Source organism: Salinigranum halophilum (genome assembly GCF_007004735.1).
Taxonomy (GTDB): Archaea; Halobacteriota; Halobacteria; order Halobacteriales; family Haloferacaceae; genus Salinigranum; species Salinigranum halophilum.
This window is the reverse complement of sequence record NZ_SSNL01000006.1, coordinates 279,849-297,208: the sequence shown is the minus strand read 5'-3', so window position 1 is coordinate 297,208 and position 17,360 is coordinate 279,849. Positions and strand designations below refer to the sequence as shown.

Annotated in this window: 13 protein-coding genes and 1 pseudogene; 11 read left to right on the top strand and 3 right to left on the bottom strand. The window is 58.4% G+C overall.

The genetic code is table 11. The features are described from left to right. Positions 1–62: 62 nt before the first annotated feature. Positions 63–941 carry a hypothetical protein gene (locus tag E6N53_RS16745; protein ID WP_142860651.1) on the bottom strand — a complete coding sequence of 293 codons (879 nt, stop codon included), beginning with the start codon at positions 939–941 and terminating at the stop codon, positions 63–65. Further along, positions 938–6,073 (bottom strand): homing endonuclease associated repeat-containing protein, encoded by a 5,136-nt coding sequence (locus tag E6N53_RS16740; RefSeq protein ID WP_142860650.1) that lies wholly within the window; start codon positions 6,071–6,073, stop codon positions 938–940. The genes E6N53_RS16745 and E6N53_RS16740 overlap by 4 nt, the downstream gene beginning before the upstream one ends. 171 nt (positions 6,074–6,244) lie before the next feature. Here E6N53_RS16740 and E6N53_RS16735 point away from each other — a divergent pair, with 171 nt between their 5' ends. From E6N53_RS16735 to E6N53_RS16705, 8 genes and pseudogenes are all read left to right on the top strand, one after another. Continuing rightward, positions 6,245–7,264 carry a Cdc6/Cdc18 family protein gene (locus tag E6N53_RS16735; protein WP_142860649.1) on the top strand — a complete coding sequence of 340 codons (1,020 nt, stop codon included), beginning with the start codon at positions 6,245–6,247 and terminating at the stop codon, positions 7,262–7,264. A 497-nt stretch (positions 7,265–7,761) separates the two neighbouring features. Further along, a complete protein-coding gene (locus tag E6N53_RS16730) occupies positions 7,762–8,544 on the top strand; it encodes a P-loop NTPase family protein (RefSeq protein ID WP_142860648.1) in 783 nt (260 codons plus the stop codon). After that, positions 8,531–8,809: a DUF8156 family protein gene (locus E6N53_RS16725; RefSeq protein WP_142860647.1), complete on the top strand. Its 279-nt coding sequence runs from the start codon at positions 8,531–8,533 to the stop codon at positions 8,807–8,809. The genes E6N53_RS16730 and E6N53_RS16725 overlap by 14 nt, the downstream gene beginning before the upstream one ends. Positions 8,810–8,812: 3 nt before the next feature. Next, positions 8,813–10,948 carry a type B DNA-directed DNA polymerase gene (locus tag E6N53_RS16720; RefSeq protein WP_142860646.1) on the top strand — a complete coding sequence of 712 codons (2,136 nt, stop codon included), beginning with the start codon at positions 8,813–8,815 and terminating at the stop codon, positions 10,946–10,948. Positions 10,949–11,063: 115 nt separating this feature from the next. After that, positions 11,064–11,528 (top strand): SWIM zinc finger family protein, encoded by a 465-nt coding sequence (locus E6N53_RS16715; protein ID WP_142860901.1) that lies wholly within the window; start codon positions 11,064–11,066, stop codon positions 11,526–11,528. Positions 11,529–11,595: 67 nt separating this feature from the next. Then, positions 11,596–11,691 (top strand): annotated as a pseudogene (locus E6N53_RS21675) (antitoxin VapB family protein); the annotation flags it as partial. 23 nt (positions 11,692–11,714) lie between these two features. After that, positions 11,715–11,852, top strand: coding sequence for a hypothetical protein (locus E6N53_RS20810; RefSeq protein ID WP_161596581.1), 138 nt, complete (start codon positions 11,715–11,717; stop codon positions 11,850–11,852). Further along, positions 11,849–12,244: a PIN domain-containing protein gene (locus E6N53_RS16705; protein ID WP_161596580.1), complete on the top strand. Its 396-nt coding sequence runs from the start codon at positions 11,849–11,851 to the stop codon at positions 12,242–12,244. Before E6N53_RS20810 ends, E6N53_RS16705 begins: the two co-directional genes overlap by 4 nt. 37 nt (positions 12,245–12,281) lie before the next feature. Here the strand turns inward: E6N53_RS16705 and E6N53_RS16700 are convergent, their stop codons facing one another. Then, positions 12,282–13,226, bottom strand: coding sequence for a lamin tail domain-containing protein (locus E6N53_RS16700; protein ID WP_142860644.1), 945 nt, complete (start codon positions 13,224–13,226; stop codon positions 12,282–12,284). A gap of 164 nt (positions 13,227–13,390) precedes the next feature. Between E6N53_RS16700 and E6N53_RS16695 the strand changes: the two genes are divergently transcribed. From E6N53_RS16695 to E6N53_RS21670, 3 genes are all read left to right on the top strand, one after another. Continuing rightward, positions 13,391–14,329, top strand: coding sequence for a transcription initiation factor IIB (locus E6N53_RS16695; RefSeq protein ID WP_142860643.1), 939 nt, complete (start codon positions 13,391–13,393; stop codon positions 14,327–14,329). Between the two features lie 240 nt (positions 14,330–14,569). Continuing rightward, positions 14,570–15,814, top strand: coding sequence for a hypothetical protein (locus E6N53_RS16690; RefSeq protein ID WP_142860642.1), 1,245 nt, complete (start codon positions 14,570–14,572; stop codon positions 15,812–15,814). A 927-nt stretch (positions 15,815–16,741) separates the two neighbouring features. Next, the gene (locus E6N53_RS21670; RefSeq protein ID WP_142860641.1) at positions 16,742–17,281 is read left to right on the top strand and encodes a transcription initiation factor IIB family protein; all 540 of its coding nucleotides are present in this window, start codon (positions 16,742–16,744) and stop codon (positions 17,279–17,281) included. Positions 17,282–17,360: the final 79 nt, after the last annotated feature.

Sequence of the window (17,360 nt, the reverse complement as noted above, 5' to 3'; positions counted from 1 at the left end):
TGCCCGCCCGTATCGCGTTTGACAATCACCGTCCGGAGAGGGAAACACCACCACTGAGGCCGTTATCTGGAGTTCCGAAACGCTCGGACCTGTTCAGCATCGAATTCGAACCGCTGGAGCGCATTGAGGATGTGATCACGAATTTTCGTAATGTCGCGTTCTACCCATGGCCGGATCGTCGCTTGCACGTGATCGGTCTGTTCTTCGGTCGTTTTATTCGCTAAGAACTCCAGAAAGCCCCACGTCCGAATACCAGGTTGCAGTACATCGAATTCGAACAGATCAGCGATCCGGTTGGGTTCGGACTCCATGACGCTGGCGTACTCGATTGCTGCCTCATGTAACCAGATATTGAGCGTCTCGTCCAGGCCGAGATAGCGGACAGGAAGTTCGTGTTTGAGATAATAACTCGCAACCCCTCGATATGAGAGCTCATGTACGTCTAAGGCTTCAATCAGTGGCTTGTCGGTCTCTTGCTTCGAGAGACGGAATCCAGACTTGTCGACGACAAGGACGAGCTCGTCTAACTGTCCCGCATCATAGGCTCGAAGCAGTTTGTGAGTCGTACTTACCTCACCCTTGTGCTCGCCCTCTTGACTCGTGTACTGACAGATGTGTGGGGCAGTGATCGTGGATACGGGAGTGTCCGTCTCGATCAGTTGATACTGGAAGCTGAAATCGTCGATTGCGCGGTACGTATATCCGCCTTCTCCAGGTTGTTCTTCTAAGACCTCATCGAACGTCTCATCCGATCCGTATCGAAGCCACGCCGGATTGAACGTATACGTGGTCACTCCCTGCCGCACCAAGTACGGAAGGCTTCGCAACCACCCCATGTTCCCTCGATCACCACCTGACGTCGCAGGATCTGAAATAACGATGATCGAATCCGTTGGGACACCGTCGATCGACTCAATCGGCGCACTCATGTCGGAGGTCATGTCTCTCCAAGCAACTCATCGAGTTGTTCATCTATCGAACCCATCAATTCATCACTGTCATCGATATTATTATCCTTGTCATGATCAGTGCTGTCCTCGTTCGCTTGTTCAGCAGTATCGAGTTGCTGAGCTGAGAGCCTCTCTGTACTCAGTAAATATCGGTGCGGCTCACCGTTTTTGTATTTATTGCCACTCCAAAATCTCTGTATCTCGTACCAGTCTCCGACGGTCCAATCGACCCCCGGAGAGTGGCCCGTGAGAACGCGAAATTGTACCCGCTCGCCACTCGTATCTTCGACTGTAAGGAGGGCGTCTACATCACTGGCGGTCTCCGGTTCGGTTGCGACTAAGCGTACCGCAATCGGTTGGTCGTATTGAGAGCCGACGGCGACATCGGAGAAGGTGACCGTCTCGACTGGCTCATCGAATTCGTTTGCCGGCGCACTCTCTTCTTCGAGTGAACCGCCCGTCTCACGTTCAGTGGATGACGAACCAGCCCCTTTGGAGTCAGCGTCGGAGTCATTCTGTGCCTCCCTTGAACCGCTGTGGATCTCTGTGTCGCCAGGTGAGTCGGACCTACCCTCTACCCACTCCCGATAGCGAGCTTGAATCTCATCCCAGTCGCCCAGTCTGTTTACCAAGGTGACATAGCTGAAATGTGCGTGTTCGTCGAATGTCGCTTTCGAGGGGAGTTCTCCGACTTCCAGCGCCACTCGATGGTACTCACAGAGGAACGAGTCTGTTCGGTCGATACCTGCTGCCTCGAAGGCGTTGTCCAGTGACCCGAATTCGGACGAATAGTCGTACTGAGAGTAGGACGTCTTTTCACTAATGTCATAGGACATCACCGGGTGCGCTAACTCGTTGTGAAGATCACGAAGTGTTTCGATCAGCGCTTCGCGCAGTTCGTCATTAGAGGTGGGTTCTGAGCCCGTGTCTGACGTGTTTTCGTTTGCCTCATCTGTCGGGCTATCCGGCGTTTCTGTCCGGGTACCCGCCCCTCCGGCTTGATGTGTTGATTCGTCCGAGGCTGGTTGTTGCTCATCAGATTCGTCACCAGCGACAGCGTTTGACGTCGTGGCGATGTCAGTGTCGTACGATTCGACGTACGCGTCGATAGCGGCTTCGAGCGATCCAAACACTTCATCGAGTATGTCCGTGTCGAATCGATCACTCCTCTCTAACGACTGTTCGGTGAGCGGCCCATCAGCATCGCGTCTCAGTCGGCGGATTGATTCGAGGAGTTCAGTTTCTGCCTCGATACCGGCGGAGTTGAGTGCCTCCGGCCAGGACCCAAACCGTTCCACGTAGTCGGCCGGCTCGAAAACACCCTTTTGTTCTATCTGAGACGGCATCACAGCGTCGGCTTGCTTGGAACCGAGTCGCTCGATCTCACCGAGTAGCAACTCATCACTCGCGGTTTTTCCTGAGAGTCCCTGACGGTCTGCGAACGCCGTCAGCGCGTCGAGCCAGTCGTCGAAGTATCGATTGATGAAGGGCCCACTTACACGCGCATGCCGACCGACATCGGCCTGATTCGGGAATCTGCCGATTTCGTCGATAACGAAGCCAATTTCGTCGAGACACTGCTCGCGTCTGTCGATCCCACTGTGTTCAAGTGCCTCCTCTATCGAGCCGAACTCAGTCGTGAACTGGTGTTGGGAGTACGGAGAGTGTGCATTGAGATCCGACGATTTGAGTGGCCCACTAACACGTTCGTTCGTCGATTGGATTGCCTCGATCAGTTCCGCTCGCGTTGGTGAGGCTCCAGACTCGTTCTCTTCGGTACCTCTGGTGCCAGATTCGGACTCGACTTCGGAGTCAAACTCGAACTCGGAGACAGGTTCGGACGGCTGTTGACTCTCATTGGCCTCAGAAGAGGTACTCCCGAACATCTCCGAAGGGCGTTCAACACTCGCCTCGTCATACACCGAGTGCCACGTCTCAAAGACTAGCACGAAGTCTTGCGCTGCAAATCGCGAGTGACGGTGTAGTTGTTGTGGGGTCGGGACCTCGTCGAGTTGATCCATTACGGTACTGAACGCCTCGAGGAGTTCGGGTTTCGTGGCAGTGGGCAGTTCGTCCGCGGAATACCCAAGAGCCTTCAGCGCGTTCTCGAACGAACCGAACACAGTGATGAACGATAGTGTTGAGTACTGAAGTTCAGCGGAAACGACGTGCGACAGCGGTGGGTGCGGTGACTCTTCGATGAGCGCCTGTAGCGCTGTTCGTAAATCACCACGAACGTGGGCATTGACTGCAGGGTCGACGTCGGCAAGATCCTCGAGGTCAGCCACCTCGATCGCGTTTTGAACGGAGCCGAATTCCTCAGCGTAGAGATCGATGGGGTACTGTGAGAGGGTTTGCACGGAGTCCGGTGTCGGCCGCCCACCGAGTTCGTACGCGATTCGGTAGATTTCATCGATGAGTATCTCATCACGGCCGAGGCCAGTACGAACTCGCACGTCAGCGTCGAACCGAACTAAGTCGACATCCGACGAGTGGTATTCGAGTACTGGATTCCCCTCAGACAGCGGTGAGAACCCGGCAGCTCTGAGGACGCCGAACCAGTCATCAAATCGGCGGACGAGGTGTTCATAAGGGTACTCACCGTTCTGGGCGTACTGTTCGAGCGTAGGGGGCGACCCGAGCGGGACAGCAACACGCTTGAGGTCAGACAGAAGAGCTTCGTTCGAAGGAATACTTTGGGGCCAAGAGTGACCAGCAGCCTCACTCAACTCGGCCATCGATTCGAACTTCTGCGCGAATTTATCGACTGACACCGAACCGTACAACAGTAACTCGATCGGCTTTGGTGACCGACCCAGAAAGTCTCCAAACTCCTCGATTTCCTCGGCGAGTTGCACCTTCGGGGCGTATTCCGCTTGGGTGGGGTCGTGAGTCGAGAGACCAACAGCACGCTCAATGGCAGCGTCGGGTGACCCAAATTGGACATCGTAGTGTTGAATATCGAACATAGAGAGGTCCGCGAATTCGGCTCTACACTTCGCCTGTCCGTGTCGCCGGACGAGCCACAGTGCTTCTCTCAACAAGTCCGTGTGGGATGGGATATCCGACGCCGAATCCGGGGATTCATCGAGATCTCCTGTTGGCTCCAATGATCGCTCCGGATACTGGAACGAAAGTCGGTCAAGGACTTCCTCGAGTGACTCTCCTCGTGGGATGTATCGTCTGAGCGCCCGAGTGGGGTACGAGAAGTAGAACCGTATCTCCTCGACAGTGGGGCGATGTTCGAGCTCGCCTTCGATCCGCAAGGCCTCATCGCGGATCGGGTCCTCTTCAACGATGTCGCGTTCTGGAATCCCAGCCCACAACAGTGCCTCTCGCCATGTCTGGGCGTCCAGAAGGATGTCTCCGATCTCGACACCGAACTCCGCCTCCAGTTCGTCGGGAGTCGGTGCACTTCGGTGTGTCTCGTAGTACTCACGAATAGCAGGGACCCAACTGTCCGATTGACCAAATCGAACTCCCGCCTTCTCGATGGCACTGTTTATTGACCCGAACCGCTTCTCATACTGGGATCGGGGATACGCACTCTCCTCGATGAGTTGATCGGCCGTAGGTGCTAGTTCGTCGTTGGAGGATTGTTCTCGGAGTTGATCGAGGAACGCCTCATCGAGACGGACACCGACCTCGGCGGCAAAGTCGTAGTAGTCGTGAGGTGGGCTCAAGCCATCCGGGAACCGAGTGGTTGCCTCGTTGTACGAGGGCACACGTCCGAGCGCGTCTGTGAGACAGATGAGCGCCGTGATACGACGGACTCGCTTCGAGTACGCTTCAGACCCGGGAAATCCGCTCCACGAACCGTTCGCGTACAGAACGAATTTGGAATCGGCGAGTGTTTGCCCCAGTCGTCGTTCACACTCATCGATCTGCTTGGTGACTTGTGCGGACAGGAGCAACCCCTCATCCGTCTCAGCACCAAACGACCGGCACGGCAGACAGGTGTAGACGATATCCGAGTTGAGGTGGGTCTCACAACGAACCGATGTTGGTCGCTGACAGATCTCACATCGTTCGCCTTTGTTCACACCTCCTTCGAACCCAGCATCTTTCACTGTGGCCGCGTACTCTCTGAGTGTCTCAACCGCGGTTTGGAGGTGTTCGAGTCGGTCTTTCGGTCCGTCGGTGCGATCTGCTTGCGCGATGGCGTCCCGTCCTTTCGTGAGTAACTTGTGGAGTCTCTCGTGAGTTGTGGTCGGACGGTGGTTCTCTAAGCGATTGTTTACCTTCTGTATTCGACCCAAAAGGATATCCGCAAATGGAAGCTCATTCTTTTCGACTACAGTTTGTAAGGACTGAAGTTGGTCAAGCGCTGTCTCGTAGTGTCCGATCGCGTTCGAGGAACCAATTTGGACCGCATCATCACCGTCCTGAATCGTGTCCTCGACGTCCTGTAGTTTCGAGAGGGCGGTTTGGGCACTCTGTACCTGGCCTCGAAGTTCCTGTAACCGACGGCCTGAGTCGGTGAGAGAATCGGCCTCTCCTGTTTGTGCGTCGTTATAAGAAGTGACCGTAAATAATCGGTCAGCGGCTTGCTCAAGGATCTCGAGGGAGTCTCTTCGACTGTCACCAGCAGCGAGTTGTTGTGCTGACTCTTCGAGTCGATCAGTAAGCTCGACACACCGGTTCTCGTTTGCCTTCTCCACGATGACCTCCGCAGCTTCATGCGGGTCAACTGACGTGAGCCGATGGGTTACAGCCTCTACGCCGTCGACCGTCGTGATGACCAGACGAGCTTGGGATGACAAAAACGAGGAGGTAGTTTCGACCGAGACGGTATCGATGTCCATGAGTGAGAACGAGTAGGAAACGTCTCCGTCATCATTGCCGGTGAGGAGGAGAATTCGAGAATCGGTGACGACACCAAACGACTGGTATCCTTCGGCACTCGGAAACTCTACCACCGGTTCATCTCCATTTTGCACGCTCGGTGACTCCTTCGGCGAGGTAAACACAACAAGCGGGATTTCTCCCGAATTTAGATATTCGATGAGTGGTTTCGTCGCGAGATAACCGGTCGAGAACAGTCCACTCTTGCCCGTCGACGTGAGTAAATCCGCCTCGTAATCAATGGCAGCGTTTGAGACAAGTCTCTGAATATTAGTCATAAATGACTTTGTCGATAGGCTACGCGAATGCGTCCAGGTATAAATACATATTGTATATCCTGAAAATCGGGTCGACTCTGATACTTCCAATCCAACAACCCACACATCGTATCGGAAGTATCGGAAACGACCCTGTTCCCATTAAGTCCCTCCACGCCCCAGTACTCTGGTGTGATACAGGACGCCCGCGTGTTGCAGCCCGAATTCATCCCGAAGGAGGTCGCACACCGGGACGCCGAAGTCAACCATCTCTCGCGAACACTCGACCCACTCACGCTGGGCGAATCCCCGGAAACACCCCTTCTCTTGGGCCCCTCGGGGACCGGGAAAACGTGCATCGCCCGTTTTACCGTCGACCGCCTTCGTGAAGCGGTCCTCGAACTCGAGTACCAGTACGTCAACTGCTGGCAGGACTACACGAGATTCCGATTACTCTACCGGCTCTTAGATGGCATCGGCCAGACGCTCGACATCCATCGCCGCTCCACTCCCAAGGACGAACTCCTTGACCGACTGCACGCGTACGACGGCAAGCCCTATGTGGTCATTCTCGACGAAGTCGACCAACTCGAATCGACGGACGTCCTCTACGATTTGTATCGTATCAGGGGTGTCCACCCAATCCTCATCGCCAACCGCGAGACCGATCTCTTTTCGCGACTTGACGAGCGGGTCCGGAGCCGACTGCAGAGTTCGGTTCGGATTCAGTTCGACAAGTACGGGACGGATGAACTAGTCGCCATCCTCTCAGACCGCGTGCGGTGGGGGCTCGACGACGGTGTCATCGACACTGAGGCACTTCGATACATCGCCGAGGCCGCAGCGGGTGATGCCCGCGTCTCGATCGGCATCCTCCGCACCGCAGCCCGAGAGGCACAGAGTCAGGGCCTCGACCACATCCCGATGGCCGTCGTCGAGAGTGCGGTTCCCGAGGGGAAATCGGAACTGAAACGGAAAGACATAGAGAAACTCACCCCGCATCAGCACGTCGTCTACGAGATCATCGCCGAGGCCGACGAGGTGAGTCCAGGTTCGTTGTACGACGCGTATCGCGAGCGCGTCGACGACCCGAAGACGAAGCGGACGATTCGAAACTACTGCTCGAAGCTCGAACAGTACAACCTGATTCGAGCCGAGGGACAGAAACGCGGGCGACAGTATCGGCTAGCGGCTCGTGCACCGGAGCCGTGAGGCGGTGTCGGGTCAGTGCTCGAACGGGTTCGTTGCCAGCCTGCATTCAGCTCTCCTGACGGTTTCAGATACGGAGACTTCTTACGGCCGTGCTGGAGAAGGGTGTCCTCTGCGGCCAGGTAGTGGCCACCCATTTCCGGGTGTTTTTGTACGAGCTTTCCCTGGTCAGCGTGTGAACCAAACCGCCGTATTGCATGCCGTCGCCTCTGTGCTGGTCGTTGCGGGATTTCTGTTGTCCGGTCAGATCGCGACTGTCGGCTTGATTGGACTCGGAGTCGTCCTGTTCGCCGCTGGCATCATCGTCGCACGGCGAGACGAGTGAAGTACTCCACCGTACTCCCTCAACGCGACGTGCATCGGTCCTATCTGATGGGGCTTTGATGTTGACTCTCGGTAACTAGCCGTCAGTGATCGCTGGAAACTCTTGCTGCCCGGTCGCCGGAACTTTCGGAAACGACCCGCTCGCGGTTAATTCGCTGGTGGCTGCATAGGGTGGTATGAGACATCGACCGAACACACCGGCTCGCACTGACGAACAGGGAACGACCCCGACCTTGCCCTCACTCGACCCGGGGCTCCACCTCATCGACGTCGACGAACGGGCCGTCGGAACGATTCAGTCGCTGGTAATCAACCACGTCCTCACGCAGGGACCGACCGGCAGTACGGCCATATGGGTCGACAGCAACGGCATGGCGACGACGAGTACACTCACCCGGCTCGTTCCGAGTATGCGTCTCCTCGACCGGATCCACGTTGCACGGGCGTTCACGCCGTATCAACACCGGACGCTCGTCTCACAACTACACGAGGTCGTCGACACTCAGACCTCGCTCGTCGTCGTTCCCGAACTCGAGTTCCACTATCGGAGTCCGGACATCCGGTTCGGTGTCGCACACGAGCTTGTCGAGGCCAACGTCCGGGTGCTTCAGGAACTCGCACACGAGCGGGAAATTCCGATACTGATGACGCGTGAGACGACCGCACCGTTGAGCGCGGCCCTTGTGGAGGCGGCCGACTCTGTCCTCGAGTGTGAGCTCACTCGCTTCGGCCCGCGCTTCGTCGGCGAGCGTGGGGGGAATGAAAAGTTCGAGACGCTCGTCTATCCGGTCGAGGGAGGCTTCCAGACGACGCTGTCGTACTGGGCTGAGATCCTCTCGGTACGCTTCGAGGCAATGGAAGAGGGGACGACGCCATCGACAGCAGCAGTCCCAGCGTCGCCGTCGTTCACCAGGGCGTCATCACTGTCTCGGGAGGTGTCGGTTGATGGGGCGGACTAATCCGACCTACCGGGATTCGATTCGCGGCCTCGAAGACCAGTGGCAACCATACCGACGAGCGCTTCGTCGTGACGACCAGCCACACTTCGATCGCCTCTTCGAGCACGCTCGAGCCCACGCCGCTGCGGGTGGTTATCTGAATCCTCAGCTTGAGGAACTCCCACTCCTTGTTTCAATCCTCCTCGAACACGAACGCCGGCTCTGTGAACTGGAGCAGCGTCTCGGCGAAGGCGAGTCCTCAGGTGAGCCACCGAACGGAGCCTGACCCATGTCGACTTCATCGCTCGTGCCGTTCAAATTCGAGTTCGACGAAGATGGCACCGTCACCATCTGGCAGACGGACGGGACACAGACGAGATGGATCGAAGACGAGTCGTATCGCCCTCGGCTGTACGTCAGTATTTGTGACTCAGCGGCTCCCGGTCGCGTAGAGACTGCCGAGCGGCTCCAGAGGCTCCCGTTCGTGGATACCATTTCGGAGGTCGAGCGCCGACCGAGTTGGCGGAGGAGTCTAGAGACAGTCCTCGCCGTCGACCTCGACGGGCCACCCCACGCGGCCGGCCGCGTCGCACGTCAGATCCACACCTGGGAGACACCCGGGACGTACCGCTGTTTCAACGTCGACTTCTCGCCACAGTTTCGCTACTGTCTCGAGAACAACCTCGACCCGACACCGCCGTCGACGCTCTCGACGCTTTCGCTCGGTGTGGACCTCGTGGATATCTCGACCCCGCCACTCGAAGCAATCGAAATCGATGGGACGACTCATACTGGCTCGCCGACCGAGTTGCTCGCAGCCGTCACCGCGGCCCTTGCAGAACGCGACCCGGACGTCCTCATCGTCGATACGGCCGAACTCGTTCCAACCCTGTTCGAACTGGCGGAAGAGTGTGAGGACACGGACTTTGCACTCGGACGAGAGCCCGGCTGGACAGAGTTAGCAGGAAAATCGACGTATACGACTTACGGTCGTGTCGGGCACTCGCCTGCTCGGTATGACCTTCCTGGACGAGTCCTCGTGAATCGCGCGAACACGTTCTTCTTCGACGAGACGAATCTCGACGGCTGTCTCGACCTCGTGGCACGCTCGCGAAAGCCGCTGCAGGAACTCGCGTGGGCCTCGATCGGAAACGTCCTCACGGCGATCCAGATTCGCGAGGCCCACGCGAGAGACGTCTTGGTGCAGTGGAAGTCGTGGCGTCCGGAGCGGTTCAAAACCATGCGGCAACTCCACGAGGCCGACCGCGGGGGGTACACTTTCGCGCCGAACGTCGGCCTGCATGAAGACGTCCACGAACTCGACTTCTCGAGCCTCTATCCGAACATCATCATCACGCGGAACATCAGCCCCGAGACGGTTCGCTGTGACTGTCACGACTGCTCGGACGTGCCTGGCCTCGACTACAGCATCTGCGACGAGCCCGGGTTTCTCCCCGACGTGCTCGAACCGATCGTCTCCGACCGTGATGAGATCAAGGCTGAATTATCGGAGGCGGTCGACCCAGAGTGTATTCGCCGATTAGAGGGACAGTCAGACGCGCTAAAGTGGATTCTCGTCTCCTGTTTCGGGTATCAGGGCTTCTCGAACGCGAAGTTCGGCCGTATCGAATGTCACGAAGCGATCAACGCATTCGCCCGTGAGATTTTGCTCGACGCGAAGGACGTCTTAGAGGAGAGCGGCTGGGAGATCGTTCACGGTATCGTCGACAGTCTGTGGGTGACGCCGAGGGAAGGAGAGCCACAAACACCACTCACCGAACTCTGTGCTGACCTCACGGAGACGACCGAGATTCGCCTCGAGTACGAAGATGCGTACGACTGGATCGCCTTTTGCCCGATGCGAGACAGCGAGGCAGGTGCGCTGACGAAGTATTTTGGTCGTGTTCGCGGTCGAGACGAGTACAAGTACCGAGGGACCGAGTGCCGACAGCGGAGTACACCTCCCTTCGTTGCCGAAGCACAGCGTGACCTCATCGAGACACTCGACGCCCATCGCGACCCAGAGGCCGTCTGTGAACGACTCCAGTACTGGCGCGGCCGGCTTCGACGCGGTGACGTCAATCCGAGGGATTTGGTGATCGACAATCGCGTCTCGAAGCGACTCGACCAGTACACGCAGGCGACGCGGAACGTCGCCGCACTCGAACGCGCGGAGCAGCTGGGGCTCGACACCTCGCCGGGTGAGACGCTGTCGTATGTCGTCGTCGACGACGATTATGAGACGGCCGACCGCGTCCGACTCGCCACTGAATCCGACGAGCGCTACGACACCGACTTTTACGACGCCCTGTTGATCCGAGCAGCTGTGAGCGTCCTCGCTCCGCTCGGGTGGCGTGAGCGGCGCGTTCGTGGCTACTGCAGTGGAACGACAGCGACGACGCTGCGGTCGTTCAGGAACGACTGAGGAGGCTGGCTTGGTCATCGCTGCGGAGCGCGTTTCTCAGCCCCGGCAGGGGCGCGGGGCTTCGAGTGGTGCAGTCGACGAGGACTGTCCCTCTGGAGACTCCGCGGAGTCACTCATGTCCGACCACAACCCGACAGTGCATCCACTCGCGCGGCTCGACTTCTCCGGTCGAGTTCGCAAGCGTGCCCAGTACGAAGCGTTCGAGTTCTCGCTTGTTCCCGACGGTGTTCAGGTGCGAAACGAGAGTTACGCCGACCCAGAGAATCACGAGTACATCGTGGCAGTTCGTGCGGGCGTCCCAGTCGCGTGTACCTGTCCAGCTGATGCTCGATTCGACGGAGCCTGTAAACACCGTGTCGCCGTCGCGATGCGCCGGCAGATTCTCGACGTCGTCACACAAGTCAACGTGGTCGCCGATGGTGGGTACGCCTCGGTGGTGTCAGGTCAGTCTGCGCGCTCTCGCGAGGAAGCGACTTCCGAGTCGTCTTCGACTGAGGCCGATGACTGTGGTGTCTGTGCTGAACTCGATTCGCTCCCCTGCTGGGCGTGTTTCCAGAGATTTGGTGAGAACGGGCTCTGATTCGACGAGCCACACGTCCCCATAGATTAAGCCCGGCAACTAACATTGATGTGTACACAAACAACGAATAGCCTCGAAGAACATTGGTATCAAAGAAGAGGTCTACAAATGGCTCAAGGCGCACAAGCGTGGCGACGAGAGTTTCAGTGAGACGCTCGATCGGGTCCTCAACGAACTTGATTCCAATTGGCGGACCAACGCTTTCTCACCGACGAGGAGGCTGCAGACCTCGAAGCAGCGGTCGCTCGCGGGCTCGAGGATACTGACAGTTCGCTCGACGAACTCGGCGACGACATCGACGAGCAGCTCTCGGGAGAATCGTGAAGCTCGTCGACTCATCTTTTCTTATCGATTACGCGATAGGAGACGAGGACGCACTCACCTACTTGGCCGCTCACGACGCCGAAGAGATTGGCGCGTCAACTATCGTCTGTTCCGAACTCTATCGGGGGTTGATGATCACCCAAGAAATGACACAGGAGGAAGCGATGTCGAAATACGAGTGGGTTGAGCCGGTGGCATTCACGAATACGACTGCCGCTGGAGCGGCGGCGATCCGCACTGAACTCCGTTCTAAGGGCGAGTTAATCAACAGGAGTGATCTCTACATCGCTGGGACTGCGCGCTCACTCGGAGTTCCGCTCGTTGCCGGAGACGACTATTTCCACGCTATCGAGGGACTGGACCTCGAAACGTATAGAGAGTCACGCGGTTGACCGTGGCTGAGAGCTACTGCGTCGCTTGGTCTCATTTTCAGTAGGCTTGCTTCAGAACCGTCTCACCATTCGCCGTCCGAACCGTCACTGTATCCCCACCGTTGTTCCAGAGTGCTTGGTCTTCGCCCCAGTAAAGCGCCGACTGTGTATCGCTCCCCGGCCCTGTGACGAGTCGAATACGTGCACCCGGTTTCAGCCGGACGCCATCTGGAACGGTGTACGTGTGCCCTGCTGAATCGGAAACCGTCCACCCCGAGATCTCGAGTGGCTCCGGGTCAGTATTCTCGAAGACGAGGTACTCATCGTCGAGGTTTTCGTTGTCGTTACCTGCGGCGTCCGCGTTGACCTCGACGAGTTCGAGTGGGGAGTCTTGGATACTCGATGCTGTCTGACTCTCTATCTCGTCGCCAAAGCTCCACACGCCGGTCCCGGATTCTCGTGCGTCTGCCTCGGCCGCAACGAACGCATCGCGCTCGGTGAACGGTGTATCGTACAGTCGTGCATAGCCGCGCTCGATGAGTCGGTAGTTGAACGACCGCTCAGTGTCGGCTGTCGAGAGATACACAAGGAGGCGACCGTACCCCCCACGCCGATCTTCCTGTGGGTCGACGCGAATCTCGACACGCTCGCCGTCGAGTTCGCTCGTCGCGAACTCGCTGGCTCTCGCGCCCCACTGTCGGAGCCAGTCGCGGCCGGCCTGCGTCTCGGGAACTCCCTCCCACTCGCTGGGGCTGTTCTCCGCGTAGACTTCGGGTGTGTCGACGCCGAGCAGTCGAATCGTCTCCTCGCTCCCGTTGGCGAAACGGACGTCCATCGTGTCGCCATCGGTCACCTTGATGACTGTGACAGTGACTCCCTGTTCAAGGCTTCCAGCTCCAGTTGACTCTGTCGCCTGTGTTGTCGGCGAGATACCGGCCGTACAGCCGGCAAGCAAGAGGAGTATCGAGAGGGCGAGTACGGAGAGACCGTCGCGTCTGAACACACTGCTGGGTGTACGTGACACCACAAAGCCATACCGGCGTGCAGGGGAAGCGTCGCTTCGTTCGGCGACCGCCGACGCGTGACTGGCGAGTCCGTCACCGCAAGCCGATTTTGTTCCCCCCAGAGGGGTGCGGGGCGCGAAGAGATGCGCTCCGTGGAGAACTGATGTCGCTTGGAAATCCCTACGAAACCGGCTTCGATGAAGAGACTGGCAAGACGATTGCGACCGAGGCGTGCCCGGAGTGTACCGGGTGCCTCGAAACAGACGGTGGTGAAGTCTCCTGTCTCGACTGTGGGTTCATCGTCACCGAGTACTGGATCGACCACGCCGCAGATGGGCGGTTGTTCGATGATGAGGAGCAACAGACGAAGCGAACGGGTGCACCGTTGACAGCGACTCGGCACGACCGTGGCCTCTCGACTGAAATCGGCTACAAACGCGACGGCTACGGCAACACGCTCTCTGGTGAGACGCGAGCGAAGTTCAGACGGCTTCGATATCACCAGACTCAGGCACGGTGGTCGACAAAAGCAAAAAAGAATCTCTCGTTTGCCTGTGGCGAAATCGCACGGCTAACGAGCGCGCTCGACCTCGGCTGGGACGTCCGCGAACAGGCGAGTGCGCTGTATCGCGAAGCGATGGCAGCAGATCTCATCGTCGGGCGATCGATCGAAGCGATGGCCGCGGCGTGTGTCTATGCGGTCTGTCGCTGTGCAGGGTCCGGGAGAACCCTCGACGAGGTAGTCAGGGTCGCACACGTCGACGAGTCGTCGGTGAACAACGCCTACAGAGCGATTAACAGTGAACTCGGCCTCGAAACGGCACTGATTAGGCCACGAACACTCCTGCCTCGACTCATCTCGGAACTCGAATGTTCGCTCTCGCCGATGACGAGGCGGCGTGCGGAGGAGTTGGTAGCGTATGCGGAATCATCGGGTATCGCGAACGGCCGGAGTCCGTCGGGTGTTGCGGCGGCGTGTCTGTATCTCGCGCTGAACGAGTCGAATCAGTGGGTTCGACAGACCGACCTTGCGGAGATTGCCGGGACGACGCCGACGACGATTCGAGCACGGCGTGACGAGCTTCGAGCGCATCTCGATTGAGTCGAGATGGATCTGAGATTCGCGTCGACATCACGGCCGGTGTGGACGCGTCGGATGAGACGGTCCAGCAGTGGCTCTCGGAGGTCGAAGAGCGACCCCCCGTGAAGACGACAACTTCGCGCACGAAACGCCGCTTGACCTCTCGTTTACCGCCCGCTGAACGTGTCGGCGATCGTCTAGCGAGTTTTATCGCCCCCTGAAGGGTGCGGGGCGCGAAGAAGCGTGCCTCGTGGAGCAGAAATGCCACGAAAAGAGACAACAACCGTGTTCGCGGGCGTCGACGGACGCGCGGACGCACAGCTTCCAGACTGGTACGCAGCACAGACAGACGTCGAACAACCAGCAGTCGTCTCGTTCGCCGAAGCAATCAGAGACCTCCCCCGAGCGGTCGAAACGCAGGTCGCCTACCACAATCCGTACACTGACTCGTGGGTCAAGACGTCACGATTCAACGCGCTCGTGGAGCCATCTCGGCTGGTGACGCGAGAACAGGAACAAGACAACAGGCCAACTCACCTCGAACCGGACGGGGGGACGACATCCTCGGGTTCGCCTGCAACCGAGGACGGTCACACCGTCTCAGAAGACGCGCTCTTCCACATCCCTACTCAATCGTACTCGGTGATCAACCCCTCAGATGTGTACGCTCCCTTAGAGCGCGTCCTCCGCGAGACGACCATCGACAGCCATGCACTCGGTGACGTGGTCTTCGGTGAGATTCGACAGTACCGCGGTGGCGGCGAGGTACACATGGACGTCATGTTCGATGGGCTGTCGGTCGAACTCCCGGCCCGCCGCGACCCGATCACGATGGGCCTCTCATCGGGCTATGACTTCTTCGGCGGCCATGCGGTCTACGTCGAGGGCTTCGCCCGGGATACGACGTGTGCGAACTCGATTCGCTCGCTGACCGACCGCGAGACAGTGAAGCACGTCGGCGACGTCGGCGGCTTCGGAACGTGGTGGGGGGAGACGCTCACCCAACTCGAACTGGTCGCGAACGACCTCTACGAGTTCATCGTCGACGCGCAGGAGCTCACTGTCGACTTCGCCGCGATGCCGTTTTCGGTGGAGTCGTTCTACGAGCTCTTGGGCTTCCCGGAGTATCTCTCGAAGCGGGCAGCGAGTGATGCGAACGTCAACACAGCAGATCCGTTTGAGATCGACTTCTGGACACTGCACTCGGGTGCAACGTACGCACTCACACACTTTTTCACCGGAAAGGAGGGGTCTGCACTAGACGGCTACGTCCGGACAGCCAACGATCTCCTGTTTAATCCAGAGACGACGTTAGAGACGGTGAAGCAGTCGTACGAACGTCGTGCCGAATCAGAGACGAAGCGCGATGGGCAGACGGGTATCGAGAGTCAAGCGGCTCTGGCGAGCCTTCAGCGAGTGAGTCAGGACATCGAAACGAAAGCAGCGTCGTTCGAACGCCGCGAGGAGACGCTTCGCGCACGTCTGGCACGACCAGAGTCGGATTGAGATCCTCCTGCGCGTGAACACGCGGGAATCCCACGGCACCGCGCCGCTGAGTTGGGATATTACGGTTCGCGGTTAGCAACCTGTTCTCGTGGTTTGTTGAAACCCCGATCAGTGATGCGTTTCACCGAGAGTCCAGCAGCGTCATGCCGGCTTCATTCGGCCAGACCAGACGGCCACGACGGGTGTTCCACACCCACCTGACATGCATATGTGAATCTCTGAGGGCATAGACTCGGGGACTGAAAAGACGAGCCACCCCTCAAAGTCAGCGGCAGGCCCCCACCATCGTAGATGTTGTAGAGATAGAAGTGACCGGATATTGGTTCCTGGATGGCCTCAGTGTGAACGGGCCCACCGCTGTTACGCATCGGACGTGCCTGAGACTCCCCACCAGTCAACTCGAACCACCGGTGACTGGCTGCAACACTCAGTCACCCACATCCCCAATCCTATCCTCGCGTCTCTCACCGACGAAGGCACCCAAGCCCTCCCACTTGAACTGCCAACGTCCTCCGGAGGTGCTAGATAAGATGGCTGCTCCCGGAAATCTCGGTGTCATCTACAGCGACACAGATGACATCACTCAGTGCCAACACGACGACTGTTCGAATCCTTCAGAGGCAGACGAAACAGACCACACTGAGAAAACCAGCCCCCACGAGACTGCTGCGACGACACAACGGTGTCCAGAGTGCGATTCGAGTGTCATCCCCGACGGAACAGAGCGGAGATCGACCCGGGTCCGGAGTGGCGGAGTTTTGTGTCCGATGAGGGGGACTCGAGGTCGCGTGTCGGATCCCCAGCGACGTTGACTCGTCACGACAAAGGGTTGACGACCGACATCGGGTGGGGGAACTACAACAGTAACGGTCGGCCGCTCTCGGCGCGAAAGCGGATGCAACTCAGTCGCCTGCGAACGTGGCATGCATGGTGTCGCACGGTGGGAACGAGCGGACGCTTCGGACTGGACTCCGTGAGATTGACCGGATGGCATCGGCGCTCGGCCTCCCACAGGCCGTCACTGAAACGGGGTCGATGGTGTATCGACGTATCCACGATGAGGGATTCCTCCACGGCCGAACCATCGAAGGGTGTGCGAGTGCGGCGCTGTACGCAGGCGCTCGAATCGAGCGGATTCCACGGGGGATTGCGGCGGTCGTTTGTGTGTCTCGAGTCGAGCGGAAACGAATCGAGCGAGCGTATCGTGCGATGTTGAAGGAGTTCCGACTGGGCGTCCCCCCCGTCGAACCCACAGATGTTCTGCCACAAATCCTGACGGCGGTGGATGCGTCTTCAGAAACCGAGTCCGCAGCGCGTCAGTTGCTCCGAGAGGCGATGAGTACCGACACATTCGTCGGGAGGTATCCTGGTGGCGTAGCTGCTGGTGTCGTCTACTGTGGAGCCGTGAGACCGAACCGAGGCTCACACAGACAGAACTCGCCACTGCAGCGGGGGTCTCCACGATGACACTCCGATCTGCGTATAAAGACGTTCCCACGGTGTGTCTGGAAGGCAGTCCTGTCGGTGAGTGAGCTGAGGGCGACTG

What these genes read in the sequence shown, in the direction of transcription:
- E6N53_RS16745 (WP_142860651.1), bottom strand. Translation starts at nt 941, where the DNA reads ATGACCTCCGACATGAGTGCGCCGATTGAGTCGATCGACGGTGTCCCA.
- E6N53_RS16725 (WP_142860647.1), top strand. Translation starts at nt 8,531, where the DNA reads ATGGGGCGGACTAATCCGACCTACCGGGATTCGATTCGCGGCCTCGAA.
- E6N53_RS16720 (WP_142860646.1), top strand. Translation starts at nt 8,813, where the DNA reads ATGTCGACTTCATCGCTCGTGCCGTTCAAATTCGAGTTCGACGAAGAT.
- E6N53_RS16730 (WP_142860648.1), top strand. Translation starts at nt 7,762, where the DNA reads ATGAGACATCGACCGAACACACCGGCTCGCACTGACGAACAGGGAACG.
- E6N53_RS16715 (WP_142860901.1), top strand. Translation starts at nt 11,064, where the DNA reads ATGTCCGACCACAACCCGACAGTGCATCCACTCGCGCGGCTCGACTTC.
- E6N53_RS16690 (WP_142860642.1), top strand. Translation starts at nt 14,570, where the DNA reads ATGCCACGAAAAGAGACAACAACCGTGTTCGCGGGCGTCGACGGACGC.
- E6N53_RS21670 (WP_142860641.1), top strand. Translation starts at nt 16,742, where the DNA reads ATGGTGTCGCACGGTGGGAACGAGCGGACGCTTCGGACTGGACTCCGT.
- E6N53_RS16740 (WP_142860650.1), bottom strand. Translation starts at nt 6,073, where the DNA reads ATGACTAATATTCAGAGACTTGTCTCAAACGCTGCCATTGATTACGAG.
- E6N53_RS16695 (WP_142860643.1), top strand. Translation starts at nt 13,391, where the DNA reads ATGTCGCTTGGAAATCCCTACGAAACCGGCTTCGATGAAGAGACTGGC.